The sequence below is a fragment of the Pelomonas sp. BJYL3 genome (assembly GCF_027257975.1).
Lineage (GTDB): Bacteria > Pseudomonadota > Gammaproteobacteria > Burkholderiales > Burkholderiaceae_C > Roseateles_B > Roseateles_B flavus.
The window spans coordinates 146,152-166,278 of record NZ_JANZKX010000002.1 but is presented as its reverse complement, the minus strand read 5'-3'; the positions used below and the strand labels follow the sequence as shown (position 1 = coordinate 166,278).

At 70.5% G+C, this 20,127-nt stretch carries 21 protein-coding genes; 9 read left to right on the top strand and 12 right to left on the bottom strand.

Annotation, left to right across the window (positions count from 1 at the left end; genetic code table 11):
• Positions 1-8 precede the first annotated feature (8 nt).
• Entirely contained in the window at positions 9-299 is a 291-nt protein-coding gene (locus O9Y01_RS06435; RefSeq protein WP_269630709.1) for a helix-hairpin-helix domain-containing protein, read from the top strand.
• A gap of 79 nt (positions 300-378) precedes the next feature.
• Here O9Y01_RS06435 and O9Y01_RS06430 read toward each other — a convergent pair whose 3' ends face one another.
• From O9Y01_RS06430 to O9Y01_RS06420, 3 genes are all read right to left on the bottom strand, one after another.
• Entirely contained in the window at positions 379-1,098 is a 720-nt protein-coding gene (locus O9Y01_RS06430) for a hypothetical protein (RefSeq protein WP_269630708.1), read from the bottom strand.
• 57 nt (positions 1,099-1,155) lie between these two features.
• Complete coding sequence (locus O9Y01_RS06425; protein WP_269630707.1) at positions 1,156-1,560, bottom strand: hypothetical protein; 405 nt, start codon at positions 1,558-1,560, stop codon at positions 1,156-1,158.
• Between the two features lie 150 nt (positions 1,561-1,710).
• Positions 1,711-3,219: an FAD-binding oxidoreductase gene (locus O9Y01_RS06420; RefSeq protein WP_269630706.1), complete on the bottom strand. Its 1,509-nt coding sequence runs from the start codon at positions 3,217-3,219 to the stop codon at positions 1,711-1,713.
• A 154-nt stretch (positions 3,220-3,373) separates the two neighbouring features.
• On the opposite strand from O9Y01_RS06420, the gene O9Y01_RS06415 reads away from it, so the two are divergent.
• The 5 genes from O9Y01_RS06415 (at position 3,374) to O9Y01_RS06395 (ending at position 6,551) form a co-directional block, all read left to right on the top strand.
• Complete coding sequence (locus tag O9Y01_RS06415) at positions 3,374-3,766, top strand: hypothetical protein (RefSeq protein ID WP_269630705.1); 393 nt, start codon at positions 3,374-3,376, stop codon at positions 3,764-3,766.
• Between the two features lie 82 nt (positions 3,767-3,848).
• Entirely contained in the window at positions 3,849-4,415 is a 567-nt protein-coding gene (locus tag O9Y01_RS06410; protein ID WP_269630704.1) for a GNAT family N-acetyltransferase, read from the top strand.
• A 28-nt stretch (positions 4,416-4,443) separates the two neighbouring features.
• Positions 4,444-4,839: a VOC family protein gene (locus tag O9Y01_RS06405; RefSeq protein ID WP_269630703.1), complete on the top strand. Its 396-nt coding sequence runs from the start codon at positions 4,444-4,446 to the stop codon at positions 4,837-4,839.
• Positions 4,836-5,318, top strand: coding sequence for a GNAT family N-acetyltransferase (locus O9Y01_RS06400; RefSeq protein ID WP_269630702.1), 483 nt, complete (start codon positions 4,836-4,838; stop codon positions 5,316-5,318). The genes O9Y01_RS06405 and O9Y01_RS06400 overlap by 4 nt, the downstream gene beginning before the upstream one ends.
• A gap of 72 nt (positions 5,319-5,390) precedes the next feature.
• Positions 5,391-6,551: an acyltransferase family protein gene (locus O9Y01_RS06395; protein WP_269630701.1), complete on the top strand. Its 1,161-nt coding sequence runs from the start codon at positions 5,391-5,393 to the stop codon at positions 6,549-6,551.
• 3 nt (positions 6,552-6,554) lie between these two features.
• Here O9Y01_RS06395 and O9Y01_RS06390 read toward each other — a convergent pair whose 3' ends face one another.
• Both O9Y01_RS06390 and O9Y01_RS06385 read right to left on the bottom strand, forming a co-directional pair.
• Positions 6,555-8,243 carry an AMP-binding protein gene (locus O9Y01_RS06390; RefSeq protein ID WP_269630700.1) on the bottom strand — a complete coding sequence of 563 codons (1,689 nt, stop codon included), beginning with the start codon at positions 8,241-8,243 and terminating at the stop codon, positions 6,555-6,557.
• A 213-nt stretch (positions 8,244-8,456) separates the two neighbouring features.
• Positions 8,457-9,761 (bottom strand): tryptophan--tRNA ligase, encoded by a 1,305-nt coding sequence (locus O9Y01_RS06385; RefSeq protein WP_269630699.1) that lies wholly within the window; start codon positions 9,759-9,761, stop codon positions 8,457-8,459.
• Positions 9,762-9,973: 212 nt separating this feature from the next.
• On the opposite strand from O9Y01_RS06385, the gene O9Y01_RS06380 reads away from it, so the two are divergent.
• Positions 9,974-12,274 carry a putative bifunctional diguanylate cyclase/phosphodiesterase gene (locus tag O9Y01_RS06380; RefSeq protein WP_269630698.1) on the top strand — a complete coding sequence of 767 codons (2,301 nt, stop codon included), beginning with the start codon at positions 9,974-9,976 and terminating at the stop codon, positions 12,272-12,274.
• Between the two features lie 14 nt (positions 12,275-12,288).
• On the opposite strand, the gene O9Y01_RS06375 is transcribed toward O9Y01_RS06380, so the two are convergent.
• Positions 12,289-13,203 carry a LysR substrate-binding domain-containing protein gene (locus O9Y01_RS06375; RefSeq protein ID WP_269630697.1) on the bottom strand — a complete coding sequence of 305 codons (915 nt, stop codon included), beginning with the start codon at positions 13,201-13,203 and terminating at the stop codon, positions 12,289-12,291.
• 129 nt (positions 13,204-13,332) lie between these two features.
• Between O9Y01_RS06375 and O9Y01_RS06370 the strand changes: the two genes are divergently transcribed.
• Positions 13,333-14,337 (top strand): aldo/keto reductase, encoded by a 1,005-nt coding sequence (locus tag O9Y01_RS06370; RefSeq protein ID WP_269630696.1) that lies wholly within the window; start codon positions 13,333-13,335, stop codon positions 14,335-14,337.
• A 3-nt stretch (positions 14,338-14,340) separates the two neighbouring features.
• On the opposite strand, the gene asd is transcribed toward O9Y01_RS06370, so the two are convergent.
• Positions 14,341-15,183, bottom strand: coding sequence for an archaetidylserine decarboxylase (gene asd / locus O9Y01_RS06365; protein WP_269630695.1), 843 nt, complete (start codon positions 15,181-15,183; stop codon positions 14,341-14,343).
• A 235-nt stretch (positions 15,184-15,418) separates the two neighbouring features.
• On the opposite strand from asd, the gene O9Y01_RS06360 reads away from it, so the two are divergent.
• Positions 15,419-17,674, top strand: a complete 2,256-nt coding sequence (locus O9Y01_RS06360) for an aminotransferase class V-fold PLP-dependent enzyme (RefSeq protein ID WP_269630694.1) — start codon at positions 15,419-15,421, stop codon at positions 17,672-17,674.
• 82 nt (positions 17,675-17,756) lie between these two features.
• Here the strand turns inward: O9Y01_RS06360 and O9Y01_RS06355 are convergent, their stop codons facing one another.
• From O9Y01_RS06355 to O9Y01_RS06335, 5 genes are all read right to left on the bottom strand, one after another.
• Entirely contained in the window at positions 17,757-18,254 is a 498-nt protein-coding gene (locus tag O9Y01_RS06355) for an HXXEE domain-containing protein (RefSeq protein WP_269630693.1), read from the bottom strand.
• A 43-nt stretch (positions 18,255-18,297) separates the two neighbouring features.
• Positions 18,298-18,681, bottom strand: a complete 384-nt coding sequence (locus O9Y01_RS06350) for a VOC family protein (RefSeq protein ID WP_269630692.1) — start codon at positions 18,679-18,681, stop codon at positions 18,298-18,300.
• A gap of 65 nt (positions 18,682-18,746) precedes the next feature.
• The gene (locus O9Y01_RS06345; RefSeq protein WP_269630691.1) at positions 18,747-19,178 is read right to left on the bottom strand and encodes an SRPBCC domain-containing protein; all 432 of its coding nucleotides are present in this window, start codon (positions 19,176-19,178) and stop codon (positions 18,747-18,749) included.
• Positions 19,175-19,714: a metal-dependent hydrolase gene (locus tag O9Y01_RS06340; RefSeq protein WP_269630690.1), complete on the bottom strand. Its 540-nt coding sequence runs from the start codon at positions 19,712-19,714 to the stop codon at positions 19,175-19,177. Before O9Y01_RS06340 ends, O9Y01_RS06345 begins: the two co-directional genes overlap by 4 nt.
• Before the next feature lie 6 nt (positions 19,715-19,720).
• Positions 19,721-19,972 carry a hypothetical protein gene (locus tag O9Y01_RS06335; protein WP_269630689.1) on the bottom strand — a complete coding sequence of 84 codons (252 nt, stop codon included), beginning with the start codon at positions 19,970-19,972 and terminating at the stop codon, positions 19,721-19,723.
• Positions 19,973-20,127: the final 155 nt, after the last annotated feature.

The window sequence follows — 20,127 nt, the reverse complement described above, 5'->3', positions numbered from 1 at the left end:
CCCCTCCCATGAACCCCGCCAAAGTCGACCGCCAACGCCTGCGCCAGCTCACCGACCTGCCCAATATCGGGCCGGCCATGGCCGCCGATCTGCGCCTGCTGGACATCCTGCAGCCTGCGCAGCTCAAGGGTCGCGATCCCTACCAGCTCTACACGGCCCTGTGCCAGCGCACCGGCCAGCGGCACGACCCCTGCGTGATCGACGTCTTCATCTCCGTCACCCGCTTCATGGACGGCGAGGAACCGCGGCCCTGGTGGGACTACACGGCGCAGCGCAAGGCGCGCCTGGCCGGCCTGTGACCGTGCGAGCGTGGCGGGAACGGCCTCAGTCCACCGGATTGAGGCCTCGGTCCAGTTCCATTGACGACGGTTTCCAGGCTCAGTGAGCCTGGGTGATTCTCTCGGCCAGCGTGACCAGCCAGGACTTATCGTACTGACCGCCGCCAGAGGGATTGAGCTTGTCCCAGACCGTCAGCGTGTAGTATTTCCTGTCCGAGGCCCAGGTCAATTCAGAAATATATTGCCCCGATTTTGTCTTTCGAACAATGCTGCGGGCAAGGTACTGGTGAACATGTTCATTCATCAGCTCCTTGACAATCATCACGCCCCCGCCATCGAGTGCATAGTCCCATTCATGCAGCATCACCAGCACGCCATCCGGGCGCTTGAACACGCGCGTATAGCTGCTCCATGGCCCGGTCTTGCTCGGGCCTTCCGGGACGAAGGCCTCGTACTTATAGCCTTGCAGCTCTGATCTTGAAACATCCGTCCAGTCGCTCTTGAGATTTTTCCGGATCTTTGATTCAGCCCAGTAGACAGCTCGGCTCGCATAATGCGTCTTGATATAGGCGGCGTCGTCCGGTACGGTTTCAACTCCGCCACCGGCAGCGAATCTGGCCTGCAGGGCCAGGTCCTTTTCGGCCACGCCGCGCGCCGCCGGGTCAAGCTGTTCCACGCTGACGACCTTCGCCTTGCCTATGCTGAGGCCTGCCGAGCCCGCTGAGCCCGCCAAAGGCGACGTGGCATCCTGATGCTGGGCAAAGACTGGCAGGGCAAATCCCATGCAAAGAATCGCTGACAGTTTTTTGGCGCTGTACATAAAATGGTTCTCCATCTCAATTGCTGAGGGTTTTGAATGGGCTCGCTGGCGTTGTTTTCAGGAGCCACCCCATTGACCAAGATTGCAGTCCGTTGCTGTCGAGTTTCCCAAGAACGAGATAAAGCCGCTGTCATTGCGCCAGTGGTGTCCAATCACGGTTCCATACCAGAATTCGCTGCCCAGGTGCCCGGCATATGAGCGCCATGTATTTTGCCATCCGGCCTGGACCGGCCCGGTGCCAGCCGTGTTGATGGTATGCAGCAGGGTGCCATTCCTGTAGTGCTGGGATGCGGTCCACAGCACGTACTGCTTGAATCCCCAATCCACAGATATCGATTCTTGTGCTCCTGCCGCCAGACATGAGCGGCTGACAATGCCCAGCGCCATCGCGGGTGTGCTCAGGGCCATGAGGCATGCGGCGGAGGCCACAAATAAAATATTCTTTCCAGAATCAATCAACATAATAAATATTCCTCATGTGTTGATAGGCGGGGATGTGTCAATCAAGCAGACGCAGCGTAATAACCTCTCAAGTGATGGCCAACGGCAGACCTTACAGGTGCGCCTCATCATGCAGACGCTGTTCGCACACCACCTGTCAGGGGCGCTGTGTCAAGCCCGCTCCAGCGGCGCGAACACCCCCTGCGGATCGACGGCCGCCTTGAGCGCCTGCAGCCGCGCCAGATTGGCGCCGTACCAGGCCTCGGCGGCACGCGCCTGCAGGGCATTGGGATAGTTCACGTAGGCGCCGCCGCTGCTCCAGGCCTGCATGCGATCGCGCATGCCCTGGGCCCATTGCTCGGCGCCGGCCAGAGTGCTTTCCGCCGTGCCGGCGGGGTACTCGCCGAGGTATTGCGCACTGAACAGGGCCTGGCGATGGACGAAGGCCGTGTCCTGCGGGGCCACGCGCGCGATGGCGCCCCCCATCAGGTTCAGCACCGCCACGCCCGTGCCCTGGCGGGCCGCCACGCCCGCGGACAGGGCCGCGATGCCGGCGGCGTCCAGCGGCCGGTCGAAGAAGTCGGAGCTGGCCGTCATCGAGACGCGGCCCAGCAGGCCGCCCTCGCGCTGGCTGGGCAGGTGGCACTGCGGCAGGCTGTAGCTCTGGCAGGCGCCCATCATCACCGAGCCGTAGCTGCTGGCCTGCCAGGCCTGGAACAGCGGCTCGCGGCCGATGCGCTGCAGCAGCGCCGTCCAGTGGGGCTGCAAGGGGGCGGATTCGCCCGCGGCCACCCCCCAGATGCGGAACTGCGCGCCGCCGGCCGGCAACACGAACTGGGACCAGATCGCCTCCGGCAGGCCCTGGGCCGGCCAGTCCTGCCACGCGGCCAGGGCGGCGGGCAGGGCCTCGAGAGGGAAGTCGGCCCCGAACAGCTGCAGCGGCCCGACGGCATGGGTGCGCAGGCGCAGCTGCGTCACCACGCCGAAATGCCCGCCGCCACCGCCTCGCAGCGCCCAGAACAGCTCCGGATGGCGCTGGGCGTCGCAGTCCAGCAGGCGGCCGTCCGCGCTCAGCAGCTGGGCGCCCAGGAGCTGGTCGCAGGCCAGGCCCTGGGATCGGTCGACGACGCCGAAGCCGCCGCCCAGCGTGATGCCGGTGACGCCCACGCTGAGGCAGCTGCCCGAGGCCACGCAGCGCCCGAGCGGAATGAGGGTGCCGTAGACATCCGACAGCGTCGCGCCCGCCCCCACGACGGCCACCTCGCCCTCCAGCCGCACGCTGTTCATGGGACCGAGGTCGATCACCAGGCCGCTGCCCGTGGAGCTGCCCACATAGCTGTGCCCGCCGCTGCGCAGGCTGAAGGGCAGGCGCTGGCTCAGCGCGTGAGCCAGGCCCGCCTGCACGTCGGCGGCCACGGCGCAGCGCAGCAGGGCCTGGGCCCGGCGCTCGTCGTAGCGGGCATTGGCCGCCACCCGCCCCTGCTCGTAGGCCGGCTGGCCCGGCAGGAGCAGCTGGCCCTGGACCTGCCGGCTCAGGGCCTGCCATTCGGCGGGGATGGGCGAGGGCGTGGGGCCGGGCGTCGGCGCCGGCGTGCTGGAGCTCCCGCCGCCCCCGCAACCGGGCAGCAGAAAGGCCGCGGCTGAAGCAGCGGCCCAGCCGAGGGTCTGGCGCCTGTGCATGGAATCTCCCTGTGTTGTGTCGCCACTTTAATACCAGTCTAATACCAACAAAGACAATCCATGCGGGGGTTAGCACCGAGGGTGTGGGCAGGGCGGCGCTTGCTATCGTCATGCCCGTCGGCGGGCAGGTGCCCCGCCTGCCTCAGGAGGCCCCATGCTGCGATCCCTGGCGCTGGTCTTCGGCTGCTATGTGCTGTCGGTCCTGCTGGTCCTGGCCACGGACCCGCTGCTGTCTGCCCTGTTCCCGGGCGACTTCGCCCAGGGCCGCATCCCTACCGAGCTCCCGCTGATGGCCAGCACCGGCCTGTTCATCGGCATCTCCATCCTGTGTGCCTGGCTCTGTGCCCGCCATGCCCCGGCGCGCCCGGCCCGCCATGTGCTGTGGTTCATGGTGCTGGGCGAGTTGCTGGGCATCGCGGCCACCATCCCCAACTGGAGCAAGGGCTGGCCGCACTGGTACTGGCTGTCCTGGCTGCTGAGCTGGCCGCTGAGCTGCTGGCTGGGCCTGCACCTGGCCCGGCGAACGGCGCCAGGGCGCCAGGCCTGACAGCGAGGGGCCGTGCGCTGTGCGGCCGCTGGGCCGCTCAGTGCTTGCCCAGGGGCGGGTGCATGCCGTAGTCTGCGCGCCCATGCGCAGCACCGCCACGTCCACCGCCACCCCGCAGCTCATCCAGGCCCGGCTGGACCTGCATGCGCAGGAGCTGCTGGCACTGAACACCGAGTACATGGCCTGGGTCTTCGCCGGCATCGAGCAGCACTTCGGTGCCCTGCCCGCGGCGCTGGCCGAGCGTCCGGTGGCCGACTACGCCGCCGGGATGCTGGACAAGGTCTGCAGCGACCTCCCGCCCGCCGGCTGCTTCTATCTGCTGGCCGTGCCCGAGGCGCAGGGGCCGGCGCTGCGCATGGCGGGCATGGGCGGCCTGCGCCGCCTGGATGAGCAGCGGGCCGAGCTGAAGCGCATCTATCTGCGCCCCGGCTTCCGCGGCCTGGGCCTGGGCGCGCTGCTGATGCAGCGGCTCGTCGACGATGCCCGTGACTTCGGCTACCGCCAGCTCTGCCTGGACTCGGCCCCCTTCATGCAGGAGGCCCAGGCGCTCTACACACGCCACGGCTTCCAGGACTGCGCACCCCATGCGGGCACCGAGGTGCCTGCCGCGCTGCAGTCCGGCTGGCGCTTCATGCAGCGCCAGCTCTAGACCCCATCCATCCACGAGGGAGTTCCCCATGATCGACCACACCGGCGTCGTCGTCAGCGACTTCGAACGCAGCAAGGCCTTCTACCGCCAGGCCCTGGCCCCCATCGGCTACCAGCTCCTGCTGGAGTTCCCGGCCGCCGTGACCGGCCACACCGATGTCGCTGGCTTCGGCGAGCCGCCCAAGCCCGATTTCTGGATCAGCCGCGGCACGCCCAACCAGCCGCCCATCCACATCGCCTTTCGCGTCGGCACGCGGGCGGAGGTGGATGCCTTCCATCGCGCCGCCCTGGCCGCCGGCGGCCAGGACAACGGCGCTCCGGGCCTGCGCCCGCACTACCACCCCGACTACTACGGCGCCTTCGTGCACGACCCCGACGGCCACAACATCGAGGCTGTCTGCCACCTGCCTGAAAGCGCCGCGTGAGCGGGCCGCGCATCCGCCTTGCCGGCCTGGCCGATCTCGACGTGCTGGCCCCGCTGTTCGACGCCTACCGCCAGTTCTACGAGCAGCCTTCAGACCTGACCCTCGCACGGGCCTTCCTGGAGCAGCGCCTGCGCCGGGCGGAGTCGGTGGTGCTGCTGGCCGAGGACGCCGCCGGCCAGGGTCTGGGCTTCTGCCAGCTCTATCCCACCTTCTGCTCGGTGGAGGCCCAGCCCATCTTCAGCCTCTACGACCTCTTCGTGTCCCCCGAGGCCCGGCGCCTGGGGCTGGGCCGGGCCCTGCTGCGCGCGGCCGAGGGCCTGGCCCTGGAGCGCGGCGTGGCCCGCCTGGACCTGACCACCGCCCGCAGCAATGCACGGGCGCAGGCGCTGTATGAGTCCGAGGGCTGGGTGCTGGACCAGGTCTTCCTGGCCTACCAGCGCTACCCCGGTGCCGCCCGGCCGTCGCTGCAACAAGCGTAACGCGCCCAGGGCCTGCCCCGCGGGGCGAGGCTGCCCACAATCCGCAGCCTCGCCACCTCGCTCGACAAGCCCATGACCCAGCACAGCGCCCCGCCCGGCGCCCACCCCCGCGCCCCAGGCCTGGACACCTTGCGTGCCCTGGCCATCGTGCTTGTCTTCTGCTTCCACTACCGCGTCTTCGTCAGCCGTGCACCGGACCTGGGCTGGTTCTCCAACGTCGGCTGGAGCGGGGTGGACCTGTTCTTCGTGCTGAGCGGCTACCTGATCGGCGAGCAGCTGATGGCGGGCCTGGCGCGTGGTGAGCAGCTTTCGCTGGCCGGCTTCTACGCCCGCCGCGCCACGCGGACCTGGCCGCTGTACTGGCTCGTGCTGGCCGCCTTCTTCCTGCTGCCGGGCCAGCTTGGCGGGCGCGAGCCGCCGCCGCTGTGGCGCTTCCTCACCTTCACGCAGAACATCCAGCTGACGCCGGGCACGGCCTTCTCGCATGCCTGGTCCCTGTGCGTGGAGGAGCAGTTCTACCTGGTCCTGCCCCTGGCCCTGCTGGCGGCCCGCGCGCTGCGCCTGAGCCTGCGCCAGGCCTGGCTGGGCATCGCCAGCCTCACGCTGGCCGCCATCGCCTGGCGCCACCACCTGTGGACGCTGTACGGCAGCCGCGAATCGGACGTCGTGGGCTACTACCAGAACATCTACTACGCCACCCTGGGCCGCGCCGACGAATTCCTGCCGGGCCTGGCCCTGGCCCTGCTGCAGCACGGCCATCCGCGGCTGTGGGCCCGGCTGATGCGCCATGGCCGCCTGCTGCTGGCCCTGGGCCTGGCCGCCGTGGGCCTCATGTGGACCGTGGCCGTGCACAACTACGTGCTGCCGGACGACAGCTGGGGCTGGTTCATGAGCGCCATCGGCTACAGCGCCATGGCCTGGGCCTATGCGCTGCTGCTGCTGGGCTGCCTGGCGCCGGGGCATGGGCTGTCACGCCGCACGCTGCCGGGGGCGCGCTCGCTGGCGCTGTGGTCCTATGCCGTCTACCTGACGCACAAGCCCCTGGCCCACGTGATGAAGCCGCTGCTGCAGGAGCTGCCCGACTGGGCCGCCTTCGGGATCACGGCCCTGGCCAGCGTGGCCCTGGGCGGGCTGCTGTACCACGCCATCGAGCGCCCGCTGATGCGCTGGCGCCAGCGCCGCTGGCCCAACCAGTTCCGGCCGGCCGAGCCCGTGACGGCGCAGCCGGCCTGAGCTTCAGTCGCCGAAGATGATCTTGCGACGCTCTTCCACCCAGGCTTCCAGCTTGGGGCCGAAGACTTCGTCGATGCGGTTGCGGCGGACCTTGAAGGTCGGCGTGATGAAGCCGTTGTCCACCGTCCAGGGCGTCTTCACCAGGATGAGGCAGTCCAGCTGCTCGTGCGGGTCCAGGCGGGCGTTGATGTCATCCAGGTGCTGGGTCAGCTGGGCCATCAGCTGCTGGCGGTCAGCCTCGGTGCCGGTGCGCTGGGCGGCATCCGGCGAGAGCATCACGATGCCCACCGGCTGGCCCAGGTTGGCGCCGGTGACGGCGCAGGCCTCGACGGCATGGTGCATGGTGAGGCGGTCCTCGATGGGGGCCGGGGCCACGTACTTGCCCTTGCTCGTCTTGAACAGGTCCTTCACCCGGCCGGTGATGCGCACCAGGCCCTGGGCATCGATGCTGGCCTTGTCGCCCGTGTGCAGCCAGCCTTCCTGGTCCAGCACCTCGGCCGTCATGGCGGGTTCCTTGTAGTAGCCCAGCATGACGGCGGGGCTGCGCATCAGCAGCTCGCCATTGGCCGGGTCGATGCGCAGCTGCACGCCGTCATAGGCGGGGCCCACGGTGCCCGTCATGTCCACGCCGGGCTTGGTGATGTTGCTGATCGCGAGGTTCTCGGTCATGCCGTAGCCCTCGTTGACCGGCAGGCCGATGTGGCGGAACCAGTTCAGCAGGGCCACCGGCATGGGGGCGGCGCCGCCGGCGGCGATGCGGCACTGGTCCAGGCCCAGCGCCTTCCTCAGCTTCTTGCGCACCAGGCCGCCGATCAGGGGCAGGCGCAGCAGGCGTTCCAGCTTCTGCTCGGGCATCTTGGCCAGCACGCCCTGCTGGAACTTCACCCACAGGCGGGGCACGGAGAAGAAGATGGTCGGCCGCGCGCGGCAGACGTCGGCATTGAAGGTGTCCAGCGATTCGGCGAAGAAGACATGCATCCCCGTGCGCAACCAGCCGTGCTCCACCAGCACCCGCTCCACCACGTGGGCCAGGGGGAGGTAGGACAGCAGACGGTCGGAGGCCGACATCGGGAAGCGGCCCAGCGCCGCCGTCAGCGCCCAGGCGAAGTTGCCGAAGCTGTGCATCACGCCCTTGGGATGGCCCGTGGTGCCGGAGGTGTAGATGAGGGTCGCGAGCTCCTTGGCATCACGCAAGACCTGACCCTGCAGCGGCGCGGTGCGTGCCACGATGGCGTCCCAGCCCTCGTAGCTCTTGCGGGCGTCATCGGGCGACAGGGCATAGCTGATGCAGGGCAGGCCGGCCGGCACGCCGGGCTTCATGCCTTCCCAGCCGTCCAGCTTGCCGATGAAGCAGGCGCGGGCCTCGCTGTGGGTGAGGATCTGCTGCACGGTCTCGGCCGCCAGCGTCGGGTACAGGGGCACGGAGACGTAGCCGGCCATCCAGATCGCCAGGTCGCTCATCAGCCACCAGGCGCAGTTCTTGGACAGGATGGCGACCTTGGAGCCCTCGGGCCAGCCCTGGGACTTCAGGTGGGCGGCCATGCGGCGGACCTGGTCGGCCACCTCGGCCCAGGTGAAATCCTTCAACTCGCCGCCGCCCATGGGTTGGGTCAGCGCCACACGGGACGCGGCTTCGCGCTCCCAGCGGTAGAGGCACTGAAGGGCCAGGGTGTCGGGGGCAATGGCGCTCATGGGTTTGTCTCCTGCTATTGATCGACTTGTCGAGCTCGATAGCAAAGACTAGCTACCCGCCCTCGAACAGCCTAGCGGGTTTGCGCGCACTTGTTCTGGACGCACCGCTCGAAACTGCAGGCTTGCGCTGCCTGGTGCACACATCGCGCGGCAAAGCAGCCACAACAGCCGCACTGCGCGGCACGCCTGCCCGGATGGGCAGGGGCGGGCCGCTCAGGCGCTGTCGGCGGCCTGCAGGGCGGCCAGGGCCTCCTGCAGCAGGGCGTCATCGACCTCGCCGCGCTGCACCGGGGCCTCGGCCAGTGCCGCGGCACCCTCGCGCTTGAGGCGGGCCACCCACTGGCCGGCTTCCTTGCCCTGGGCGAAGCCCTGGCTCTGCAGCAGCAGCTGGCCGTCAGCCGCGTTGAGCTTGAAGTAGAACTGGCCGTCGGCTTCGCGGTACTGCTTGAAGACCGGCAGGGCCGACTTGACCTTGGCCACGGGCGCCGCGCTGGCCTGCAGGGGCTGGAAGCGGCGCAGGCCCACGGCCTCGCGCAGGCGGGCCAGCAGCGGGGCGGCGATGGCGCGGGCCTTGGCGGCACCCTCCTGCAGGATCTGCTCGATGCGCTCGGGATTGGCCATCAGCTGCTCATAGCGCTCGCGCATGGGGCCGATCTCGGCGTCGATCTGGGCGAAGAGGCGCTGCTTGGCCTCGCCCCAGCCCAGGCCGGCGCGCAGCTCGGCACGGAAGGCGGCGCGCTGCTCGAGCGTGGCAAAGGCGTCGAAGAGCTGGACCAGGGCCGTGCCCTCGGGCTCCTTGGGCTCGCCGGGCAGGCGGGAGTCGGTGACGATGCGGGCGATGGCCTCCTTCAGGCCCTTGGCGCCGCCTTCGAAGAGCGGCACGACGTTGTCGTAGCTCTTGCTCATCTTGCGGCCGTCCAGACCCGGCAGCAGCTCCATCTCGGCGTCGACCTGGGCCTCGGGCAGCACGAAGAAGTCCTGGCCCTTGCCGAAGAGGTGGTTGAAGCGCTGGGCGACGTCGCGCGCCATCTCGATGTGCTGGACCTGGTCCTTGCCCACGGGCACGCGGTGGGCGTTGAACATGAGGATGTCCGCCGCCATCAGGATGGGGTAGCTGTAGAGGCCCATGGTGACGCCCGCGTCCGGGTCCTCGCCGGCGGCCACGTTGGCGTCCACCGAGGCCTTGTAGGCATGGGCGCGGTTCATCTGGCCCTTGGAGGTGACGCAGGTCAGCAGCCAGGTCAGCTCGGGGATCTCGGGGACGTCGCTCTGGCGGTAGAACACCACGCGCTGGGTGTCCAGGCCGGCGGCCAGCCAGGTGGCGGCGATCTGCAGGCGCGAACGCTCGATGCGGTCCGGCTCGTCGCACTTGATCAGCGCGTGGTAGTCGGCCATGAAGAAGAAGCTCTCGGCGCCGGGCTCGCGGCTGGCCGCGATGGCCGGGCGCACCGCCCCGACGTAGTTGCCGAGGTGCAGGGTGCCGGTGGTGGTGATGCCGGTGAGGACGCGCTGGGTCATGGTGGGCGGCTGTTGCAGTCAGGCGGGGCGCGGAAAAAGGCCCGGGAGGGGGCTATTGTCACCGCTTGCCGCGACAAGGCCAGCGCCCGCCTCCGCCGTCCCTGGCACCCTGCCGCAACAGTTCCCTCAACCATGGGGTTCAGGCGTCGTTGCAAACGGTAGCATCCGACAGAACCGCCTCGGCCGCCCCGGGGCACAGGGAGCCCGCGCCAATGAATCTGCTGGTGCTGCTGAGTTCGTTCCTGGAGCTGATGCTGGGCGTCACCCTGATCGCCCTGTGGCGCCTCAACCCGCGCCACGAGCATGTGCTGCTGTGGGGTCGTAGCGCGGTGCTGCTGGGCATGGGCCTGGCGCTGGGCGTGGGCATGGCGCCGGTGGTGAGCCCCGGACCTTCACTGGACCTGCTGGCCGGGCTGGCCGCAGCCGCGGTGATGACCTCGCTGTACCAGCTGATGAAGGGCAGCGCGCTGTACCGCCGCCGCCCCTGGTCCGGGCGTTTCTGGGCCGGGCTGCTGCTGGTGATGAGCGTGGGCATCGCCGTCCTCGCGCAGCAGCACAAGCCCTGGGCCGTGGCCTTCGCCGCCACCGTGCTGTGCCTGGGCAATCTGCGCTGCGCGGCCTGGATAGGCTGGACGCCGCGCCTCGCCGAGCGCGTCATGACCCTGCTCTTCGTGGCCTCGGCCGCGGTGCATGCGAGCGGGCCGCTGCTGCATCCGCTGAGCCAGTCCGCCGTCACCCATGCCAGCGGTCTGATCGTCCAGACCCTGCTGAGCCTGACGCTGATCATCGTCGCCGCGGCAGGCGCGCAGAAGGAGGCCCGCGACCAGGCCCTGCGCTTCTCGCGCCTGGCCGAGCATTCGCTGCAGGGCCTGGCGGTGATGCGCGAACACCGGCTGCTCTACGCCAACCCGGCCGCGCTGCAGATGTTCGGCTTCCCCGGCCTGGCCCAGGCCCGCCAGAGCGACGTGCTGCAGGAACTGGTGCTGCCCGAGCAGACCCAGTCCTCGCAGGCCCGCCATGCGCGCGTGCTGGCCGACCCCGAAGCCCGCATCGAGTGGGAAGGTCCGCGCCTCAGCCAGGACGGGCGCCCGCTCTACCTGCGCGGACTCTCCAGCCAGCTGGTCTGGGACGGCGCCCCGGCCGAGCTGATCGTGATGCTGGACGAGACCGCGCGCCACGAGGCCCTGGAAGCCCTGCGCCGCCAGGCCCACTTCGACGAGCTGACCGGCCTGCCCAACCGCAACCACGCCGTCGAGGCCCTGGGCCGGCTTACCGCGGCGGGCACGCCCCTGCTGCTGGCGTCGGCCGATGTCGACCGCTTCCAGCTGATCAACGAGACCCTGGGCCCCGAGTTCGGCGACCGCCTGCTGCACGCCCTGGGCCAGCGCCTGCTGGAGCACATGCGGCAGTGCGCGCTGCCCTCCAGCGTCAGCCGCCTGGGCGAAGACCAGTTCCTGGTGCTGGTCGAGGGCCTGGAGCAGCCCTCGGAGGCCGAGGCCCTGGCCCGGCGCCTGCTGGAGGCCACGCGCCAGCCGCTCAGGCTGGACGAGCAGGAGCTGACCGTGCATCTGTCGGTGGGCCTGGCCCTCTCGCCGCGCGACGGCAGCGATGCCGCGACCCTGCTGCGCGCGGCCGAGTCCGCCATGCACCGCGCCAAGCAGATCCCCGGCAGCGCCCACGCCCTCTTCGATCCGGCCCTGGACCGCCGCGCCAGCTCCATGCTGCAGGCCGAGCAGCTGCTGGACAAGGCCCTGCGCGCGCGCGAGTTCCAGCTGGTCTACCAGCCCAAGTTCCGCTGCGGCAGCCGGCGGCTCAGCGGCTTCGAGGCCCTGGTGCGATGGCAGCGGCCGGACGGCCAGCGCATCAGCCCCGCGGACTTCATCCCTGCGGCCGAGCGCACCGGCCAGATCCTGCCTCTGGGCGAGCTGATCCTGGACATCGCCCTGCAGCAGCTGCAGCGCTGGCACGAGCAGGGTCAGGTCTTGCCTGTGGCCATCAATGTCTCGCCCGTGCAGTTCACCCAGCCCCGCTTTGCGGACCGGCTGCTGGATCGGCTGGCCCGCAGCGGCCTGCCGCGCGGCCTGCTGGAGATCGAGATCACCGAGACGGCCGCCATGACGCAGCTGGACGAGGTGCTGCGCCAGCTGGAGCAGCTCGGCGCCGCCGGCGTGCCCTGCGCCATGGACGACTTCGGCACCGGCCAGTCCTCGCTGACCATGCTGCGCAAGCTGCCCATCCGCACGCTGAAGCTGGACCGCAGCATGGTCGAGCCCCTGCCGCGCCCCGAGGCCGCCGCCATCGTCGAGGCCACCTGCGCCCTGGGCCGCAGCCTGAACCTGGAGATCGTGGCCGAAGGGGTGGAGACCGAAGAGCAGGCCGACGCCCTGGAGCGCCTGGGCGCCACCCATCTGCAGGGCTATCTGCTGGGCCGGCCGCTGGAGCCCGCGGCCGCGACGGCCCTGCTGCAGTCCAGCGGCAAGGACAGCCCGCGGCACAGCCCGGCCCTGCACTGAGGCCGCGGCCCTCCTCAGGATCGTGCTACCGTCTCGCGCACCAGCTCGATCAGGGCACGCAAGGCCGGGCTGGCCTGGCGCCGCCCCGGGTAGTAGAGCTCCACCGCCGTGCCAGGCGGGCACCACTCGGGCAGCAGGCATTGCAGACGGCCCTGGGCCAGGGCCTCGCGGGCGAGCTGCTCGTAGACATAGGCCAGGCCCGCACCCTCCAGCGCGGCCGCCAGCACCACGGCCTGGTCGTCGACGGTCAAGGGCCCGGGAGGCATGAAGTGCCGCGTCTCGCGGCCCTGCCGGAACTCCCATTCGAACAGCGCGCCGCTGGCAAAGCGCTGGCGGATGCCGGGCCAGCGGGCCAGGTCCTGCGGCTGCCGGGGCGGCGGGGCCGTGGCGATCAGCTCCGGGCGGCCCACCACCACGAAACGCTGCGGCGCGCTGAGGGGCAGGGCCACCATGCCCTGGGGCAGGCGCTCGCTGAAGCGCACGCCGGCGTCGAAGCCGGCGGCCACGATGTCCACCAGGGCATCGTCGGTGCTGAGCTCCAGCTGCACCCCGGGATGGCGGCGGCAGTAGGCGGCCAGCAGCGGCCCCATCATCAGCCGGGCCACGCTGCGCGGCACCGAGAGCCGCAGCCGGCCCTGCAGGCCGCCCGGGGCCAGGGCGGAGGGGGTCAGGTCTTGCCAGGCCTGGTCCAGCCGGCCCAGGGCCTCGCGGGCGGCGGCGCACAGCCGCTCGCCGGCCTCGGTGAGCCGCACGCTGCGGGTGCTGCGCAGGAGCAGGGGCTGGCCCAGGCGCGCTTCCAGACGCTTGATGGCCTGGCTCAGGGCCGAGGGGCTGAGTCCCAGCTGCAGGGCCGCCCGGCGAAAGCCCGGGGCGTCGGCCACGGCCAGCAGCAGGCGGATCTGGCCGAGGTCCGGGGTGGCGGTGTTCATCGCCTGATTGTTCATCAGGACTGCACAGGCCGTGAAGCACTGCGTGGATTGTCTGAACAATGGCCGGCGGAGAAGATGCCGGCATCCCTTCTTCAATTCTTCAATTCCTCATCTGCAAAGGATCACCCCATGACATGGCTTCGCCCCCTCGCCGGATTCCAGCTGCCCGCCATGGGCCTGGGTTGCATGGGCATGAGCGAGTTCTACGGTCCCAGCGACGACGAGCAGTCGCTGCGCACCCTGCGCGCGGCCTACGACCGCGGCGTGCGCCACTTCGACACGGCCGACACCTACGGCTCGGGCCACAACGAGACCCTGCTGGGCCGCTTCCTGGCCGGCCTGGCGCCCGGCGAACGGGCCGGCGTCTGCGTGGCCACCAAGTTCGGCATCCGCCGCACACCGGGCACCTACGAGCGCAACATCGACAACTCGCCGGACTACGTGAAGAGCGCCTGCGAGGCCAGCCTGCGCCGCCTCGGCCTGGACTGCCTGCCCCTGTTCTACGTGCACCGCCGCGACCCGGCCGTGCCCATCGAGGCGCTGATGGAGTCCCTGGTGGCCCTCAAGACGGCCGGGAAGATCGCCGCGATCGGGCTGTCCGAGGTCTCGGCGGACACCCTGCGCCGTGCCCACGCCGTGCACCCGGTGGCGGCACTGCAGAACGAATACTCGCTGTGGGAGCGTGGCGCAGAAGCGGAAATGCTGCCCCTGTGCCAGGCCCTGGGCGTGGCCTTCGTGGCCTACAGCCCCCTGGGCCGGGCCTTGCTGAGCGCCGAGCTGCCGCCCACCGAGCAGCTGGACGCGAAGGACTTCCGCCGCCAGCTGCCGCGCTTCAGCGGCGAAGCAGGCGCTCACAACCGTGCGCTGGTGGCCGAGTTTTCAAGCCTGGCCGAGGGCTGGCAGATGAAGCCGGCGCAGGTGGCCCTGGCCTGGATCCTGAGCCGCCAGCCCCATGCCCATGTGATCCCCGGCATGCGCCGCGAGACCCATCTGCAGGCCAACTGGGACGGCGCACGCCGCACGCTGGACGCCGCTCAGCTGGCCCGGCTCGACGCCCTGTTCGCGCCCGAGGCCGTGCAGGGCGCCCGCTACACGCCGCAGGGCTATGTGGGCATCGAGTCCCCGCAGCGCTGAGCCTCAGTCGGCCATCACCTCGCCCAGGCGCACCGGGCCGGCCGGCAGCCAGGCGGGGTTGAACTTCAGCGGGCCCTTGGGGAAGAGCATCACCACCGTGGAGCCCAGCAGGAAGCGGCCCATCTCGGCGCCCTGGGCCAGCTCGATGCGCTGGTCTTCGTAGCGCCACTCGCGCACCTGGCCGGGCCGCGGCGGGTTGACCACGCCATGCCAGACCGTGGCCATGGAGCCGACGATGGTCGCCCCCACCAGCACCATCACGAAGCGCTCGCCGTCGGGGCGCTCGAACTCGCACACCACCCGTTCGTTGCGGGCGAAGAGGCCGGGCACGCCGCGGGCCGTCACCGGATTCACCGAGAACAGATCGCCCGGCACATGGATCATGCGCAGCAGGCGGCCGGCGCAGGGCATGTGGATGCGGTGGTAGTCCTTGGGGCTCAGGTAGACGTTGGCGAAGTGGCCGTCCTCGTAACGCGCGGCCAGGGTGGCATCGCCGCCCACCAGGGCCGTGGTGCTGAAGTGGTGGCCCTTGGCCTGGAAGATCTGGTCGCGCTCGATGCGGCCGAACTGGCTGATCGCGCCGTCCACCGGGCAGAGCAGGTCCGCCACCGCCAGCGGGCGGGCCCCCGGACGCAGGGCCCGGGTGAAGAACTCGTTGAAGGTCGGATAGGCCGCCGGGTCCGGATTGGCGGCCTCGGCCATGTTCACGCCGTAGCGCCGGATGAAGCGGCGGATCACCGCGGTGGTCAGCCCCCCCCACCGTGCGTTGGCCGCCCGGCCGGCCAGGGAGGTCAGGGCCTGCTTGGGCAGCAGGTACTGGAGCAGGATGGCAAGGCGGTCGGACACAGCGGATTCCGGTGAAGGTGGCAGGGGAGTATGGACCTCCTCGCGCGCCTCCGGGCAGGGGCATGCGAGCAAGGCGGGCCGGATTGTAGGAGCCCCGTCACCGCCAGACGGCCCGCTGGAGAGCCCTCTCCAGGACCGCGCCGAGACCCTGCCGGCAACTGAGCCATGTCAAGCCGGCCGCGCTTCGCGGAGAATCGGTGCCCATCGCCTCCGGCCCCGCCCTGCTCACGTGCCCATGGAAATCTATCTCGACGCCAACGCCACCACGCCCGTCCTGCCCCAGGCCCGTGCCGCCGCCCTGGCTGCCATGAGCGAGGATTTCGGCAATCCCAGCAGCATTCACAGCACGGGCCTCAAGGCGCGTGCGCTGATGGACGCCGTGCGGGCCCGTGCCCAGCGCCTGCTGGGCGCCGGGGCCGGCCAGCTGCTCTTCACCAGCGGCGCCACCGAGGGCATCCAGACCGCGGTGCTGTCGGCCCTGCGTGCCTTGCGCGCCCGGCGTGACGCCGGCGAGTCCATCGGCAGCCTGCTGCTGTACGGCGCGACCGAGCACAAGGCCGTGCCCGAGGCGCTCAAGCACTGGAACGAGCTGCTGGGCCTGGGCCTGGAGGTGCGCGCCATCCCCGTGGGCCGCGACGGCCGCCACGACCTCGCCTGGCTGGCCCTGCAGGCGCCGCGCGCCGGCCTGGTCTGCACCATGGCCGCCAACAACGAGACCGGCGTGGTGAGCGACCTCGACGGCATCGAACAGGCCCTGGGCGCCAGCCGGACCTTCTGGATGGTGGACGGCGTGCAGGGCCTGGGCAAGCTGGAGATGCGCCTGGCCAGCCGCCGCATCGACTACGCGCCCTTCAGCGGCCACAAGCTCTATGCGCCCAAGGGCATCGGCCTGCTCTATGTGCGCGAGGGCGCGCCGGTGACGCCCCTGCTGGCCGGCGGCGGCCAGGAAGGCGCCCTGCGCTCCGGTACCGAGAACATGAGCGGCATCGCCGCCCTGGGTGCGGTGCTGGCGGCCCTGGAAGACGGCCAGACCTTCCGCGACACGGCCACGCTCGCCCGCTACCGCGATCGCCTGGCCGAGACGCTGCAGGCCGCTTTCCCCGGCCTGGTCTTCAATGCCCCGCTGGACTTCAGCCTGCCGACCACCCTCAACTTCGCCGTGCCCGGCCTCAGCTCCAAGCTGCTGCTGGACCTGTTCGATGCGGCCGATGTGCGCGTCAGCGGCGGCTCGGCCTGCAGCGCGGCAAAGGCCCAGCCCAGCTTCGTGCTGCAGGCCATGGGCCTGCCCGAGTGGCAGACGGCCGCCGCGGTGCGCCTGTCCTTCGGCCCGGCAGCCGACGAGCAGCTGATCGCCGAGGCCTGCGCCCGCATCCGCGCCTGTGGCGAGTCCCTGCGCGAGAGCTGTCTCACCGGCACCGTGGCCCAGGAGGGCACGCCGCTGACCCCCATCACCCGCTATGTGGTGGACGGCGCCTGCTGCTGGCTGCTGGCCGATCCGGCGAGCCGCACCGCCATCGTCATCGACCCCCTGCCCGAGCTGAACGAACGCCTGGAACGCCTGCTGCGCTGCCAGGACTACCGCCTGCTGGCGGTGCTGGACACCCACAGCCATGGCGACCATGCCTCCTCCGGCCAGGCCCTGCGCGAGGCCCTGCCGGACCGGCTGCTGCATGCCGAGGTCGACGCCCTGGGCTGGCCGCTGGGCATCGACACCCTGCACCTTGGGAACCAGACCCTGCGCCGCCTGGCCCTGCCCGGGCACACGGCGGACTCCACCGCCTATCTGCTGGGCCAGGGCACGCAGGTGCGCGTGGCCTTTGTCGGCGACACCGTCATGCCCGGCGCCCTGGGCCGCACGGACTTCCCGGTCAGCGAACCCCTGGCCCTGCGCGATTCCCTGCGCCGCCTGGCCGATGCCCTGCAGCCCGGTTCCCTGCTGGCCCCGGGCCATGACTACGAGAACCGCTTCGCCACCACCCTGGGCACCGAGGCCGCCCACCAGCCCCTGCTGGCCGGCGCCCTCAACGGCAGCCTGGACGCCCTGGGCCTGGCCAGCGCCAAGGCCGAGTTCGAGCGCGGCCTGGGCCTGACCGAGTACCAGACCATGGCCTGCGGCGCCCGCGTCTGCAGCGGCCCCGAAGCCGCGCCGGAGCTCGACGCCCGGGGCCTGCGCCAGCTGCTGCGCCAGCATCCCGAGGCCCTGCTGGTGGATGTGCGCGAGCCCTACGAGCAGCGCCTGAGCCTGCTGCCCGAGCTGGGCGAGGTGCGGCTGCAGGCGGTGCCGCTGTCGGTGCTGGTCGACCAGCTGCCGCAGTGGCTGGCCCTGCCGGCCGAGACGCCGGTGGTCTTCTTCTGCCGCAGCGGCAACCGCAGCGAGCAGGCCGCCCGCGCCTTGCGCCGCCTGGGTCACGAGGCTGCCTACACCCTGGCCGGTGGCCTGGCCCTGTGGCCGCAGTGCGAGCCGGGGCTGGAGGCGGCGCTGTACGTCTGAGCGGCACCTGCTTGCCGACCTGATCGCCAGGCAAGACCTGACCCTCTGCACCTTCTCAGCACTTCCCCTGGCGCGCGCGGCTTCAGGAGGGTCTGCGCGCCGCCAGCCGCCGGCCAAGCCACAGCAGCACCGGCACCAACAGTGCCAGGACCAGCCCACTGAGCACCAGCGTCCAGGCATGCTTTGCCAGCAGCAGGCGGCCCTCGGCCTGCGCGGCCTGCAGCCAGGCCAGCCCCAGGGGCACGACGCCCAACCAGGCGCTGGCCGTGCCCGGCATGTAGCGCCGCTGCAGCAGGCTCAGGGCCAGATGCGGCAGCAACGCGTTCACCAGCATGGCGATCACATAGGCCGAGAACACTGCGGACAGCTCGGCAAACCGGCTTCCCCAGGCCAGTTGCAGGCCGGTCAATCCCAGCAAGAGCAGGGACAGCAGCAAGACGGCCCAGCGAAACTCACCGTCGCCCACCGGGCGGTACCAGGACTGTGCACGAGACCAGCGCGGCAACAGCCACGCCTCCTCAGCGTTATGAACAAGGACGGCGGCTGTGAAAGCCAGGCCCAGGCCATCGGCGCGCGTCATGAGACAAGGGGCTCTCTGCGATTGACCGGTCAGCCGCAGCGCCTCAGCGCCCCGCCGGCGGCTCCCACAGCTCCACCTTGTTGCCCTCCGGGTCCACCACCCAGCCGAACTTGCCGTACTCGGACTCGTCGACCTTGTCATCGACCTGGCAGCCCTCGGCGCGCAGGGCGGCCAGCAGGGCGTGCAGGTCGGCCACGCGCAGGTTCAGCATGAAGGGCGCGGCGCTGGGGGCGAAGTAGCCGCTGTCGGCGGCGAAGGGGCTCCAGATGGTGGTGCCCTCGGTGCCGGCGGGATCGTCGGCCCAGCGGAACACCACGCCGCCCCAGGGCTCCACCTTCATGCCCAGGTGGCGTTCATACCAGGCCGCCAGGGCCTTGGGATCCTGGGCCTTGAAGAAGAGGCCACCGAGGCCGGTCACTCGTTTCATCGCAATGCTCCTTGGCAGGGTCAGGGGTGGCGTGGCCGCTGGCTCACGCGTGAAGCGGCCGGTCCCTAGGCAGGCTCGGCACCGGACGCCAGCTCGGCGGCCAGGCGGTCCAGGTTCTGTTCATTGGCCGGCTCGACGATGGCGCGCACTGCCGCCGCCACCTGGGGATCGTCAAAGACTTGCAGCCAGTCCACCAGCGTGCCCTGGCCCTGCGGCTGCAGACCCATGCTCAGCTCGAAGAAGGGCGCGCAGACATGGCGCAGCTTCACCAGGTCAGGCGCGATGTGCAGGAACTCCGACTCATTCGGATAGTCCCGCCCGTCGGGTCCGTGCATGGTGAACTGCCAGCGCCCGCCGACGCGGAAGTCGAAATGCTGGAAGCTGTTGCGAAAGCCCGCCGGGCCCCACCAGCGCGCCAGGCGTGCAGGGTCGGCGATCGCAGCGAAGACCTGTGCGGGCGTGGCTGCGATCAGGCGTTGGTGATGGAACGATGTCATCGTGAGGTCCTCGAAGCACGCCGGCGCCAGCACCAGCCGGACAGGCCCAGCAGGGCGGCCGGCGCCCAGATCCAGCGCAGTTCGCTGAGTATCACCGCCCCGCCCTGCGACGTGAAGAAGCGGCGCAGGCTCAGCGGCGAGGCCTCGATGGGGCGCTCGGGCCACCACAGGCGCTCCTCGCTGAAGGGCCACCAGAGCGCGACGCCATGACCGCCGTTCGTGGCCATGTCCAGCAGGCCATGCGAGGCCGCGCAGCCGGCGACGAAGAGCGCGGCGGCCCAGCGCCCGCAGCGCAGTCCGGGTGCCACCCCTGCCGCGAGCAGGCCCATCAAGGCAGCGATCAGCAGGGAATGGCTGGCCCCTCGATGGCCCAGGCCGGACTCATAGGCGATGCCCAGGCGAAGGCCCAGCGCATCGGCATCCGGCAGGATGGCCGCCACGATGCCCAGGGCCAGCAGCCGGGGTGGCACGCGGGCCGGCCCCAGGGCCAGGGCAAGCGCCAGGGGCACCGCGGGGTGGGAGAGCGCGGAAGGCATCGCGCCTCAACGCCACCAGATGTAAAGAATCAGCAGATCCAATGCCCCCCAGGCGCCGGTGCGTTTGGGAGGGGGGACAGACAGCGGGGGCCTCGCCTGCAGAGGACGCCGATGCACATCCCAGGCCCGCAGCAGCAGCCAGACCGCCAGGCCCGCGATCCAGGGCAGCACCGACTGCAAGGCCAGGGCCGCCATGCCTGCGCACAGGGCCAGCAGGACCGCCAGCACAAGCCAGCCGTCCGCGGGCGCCGCATGCATCCAGCAGCGGGACTGGCAGGCGGGGCACAACAGGGGCCTGCGAGCCAGGGCCCGCCATTTGTCACGCCAGCGGAAGACCTCTTGATGGCAGGAAGGGCACTCGTACATGGCAGCCATCGTAGTTCGGTTCTCAGGTGCCGGCAGCATCCGCCAGG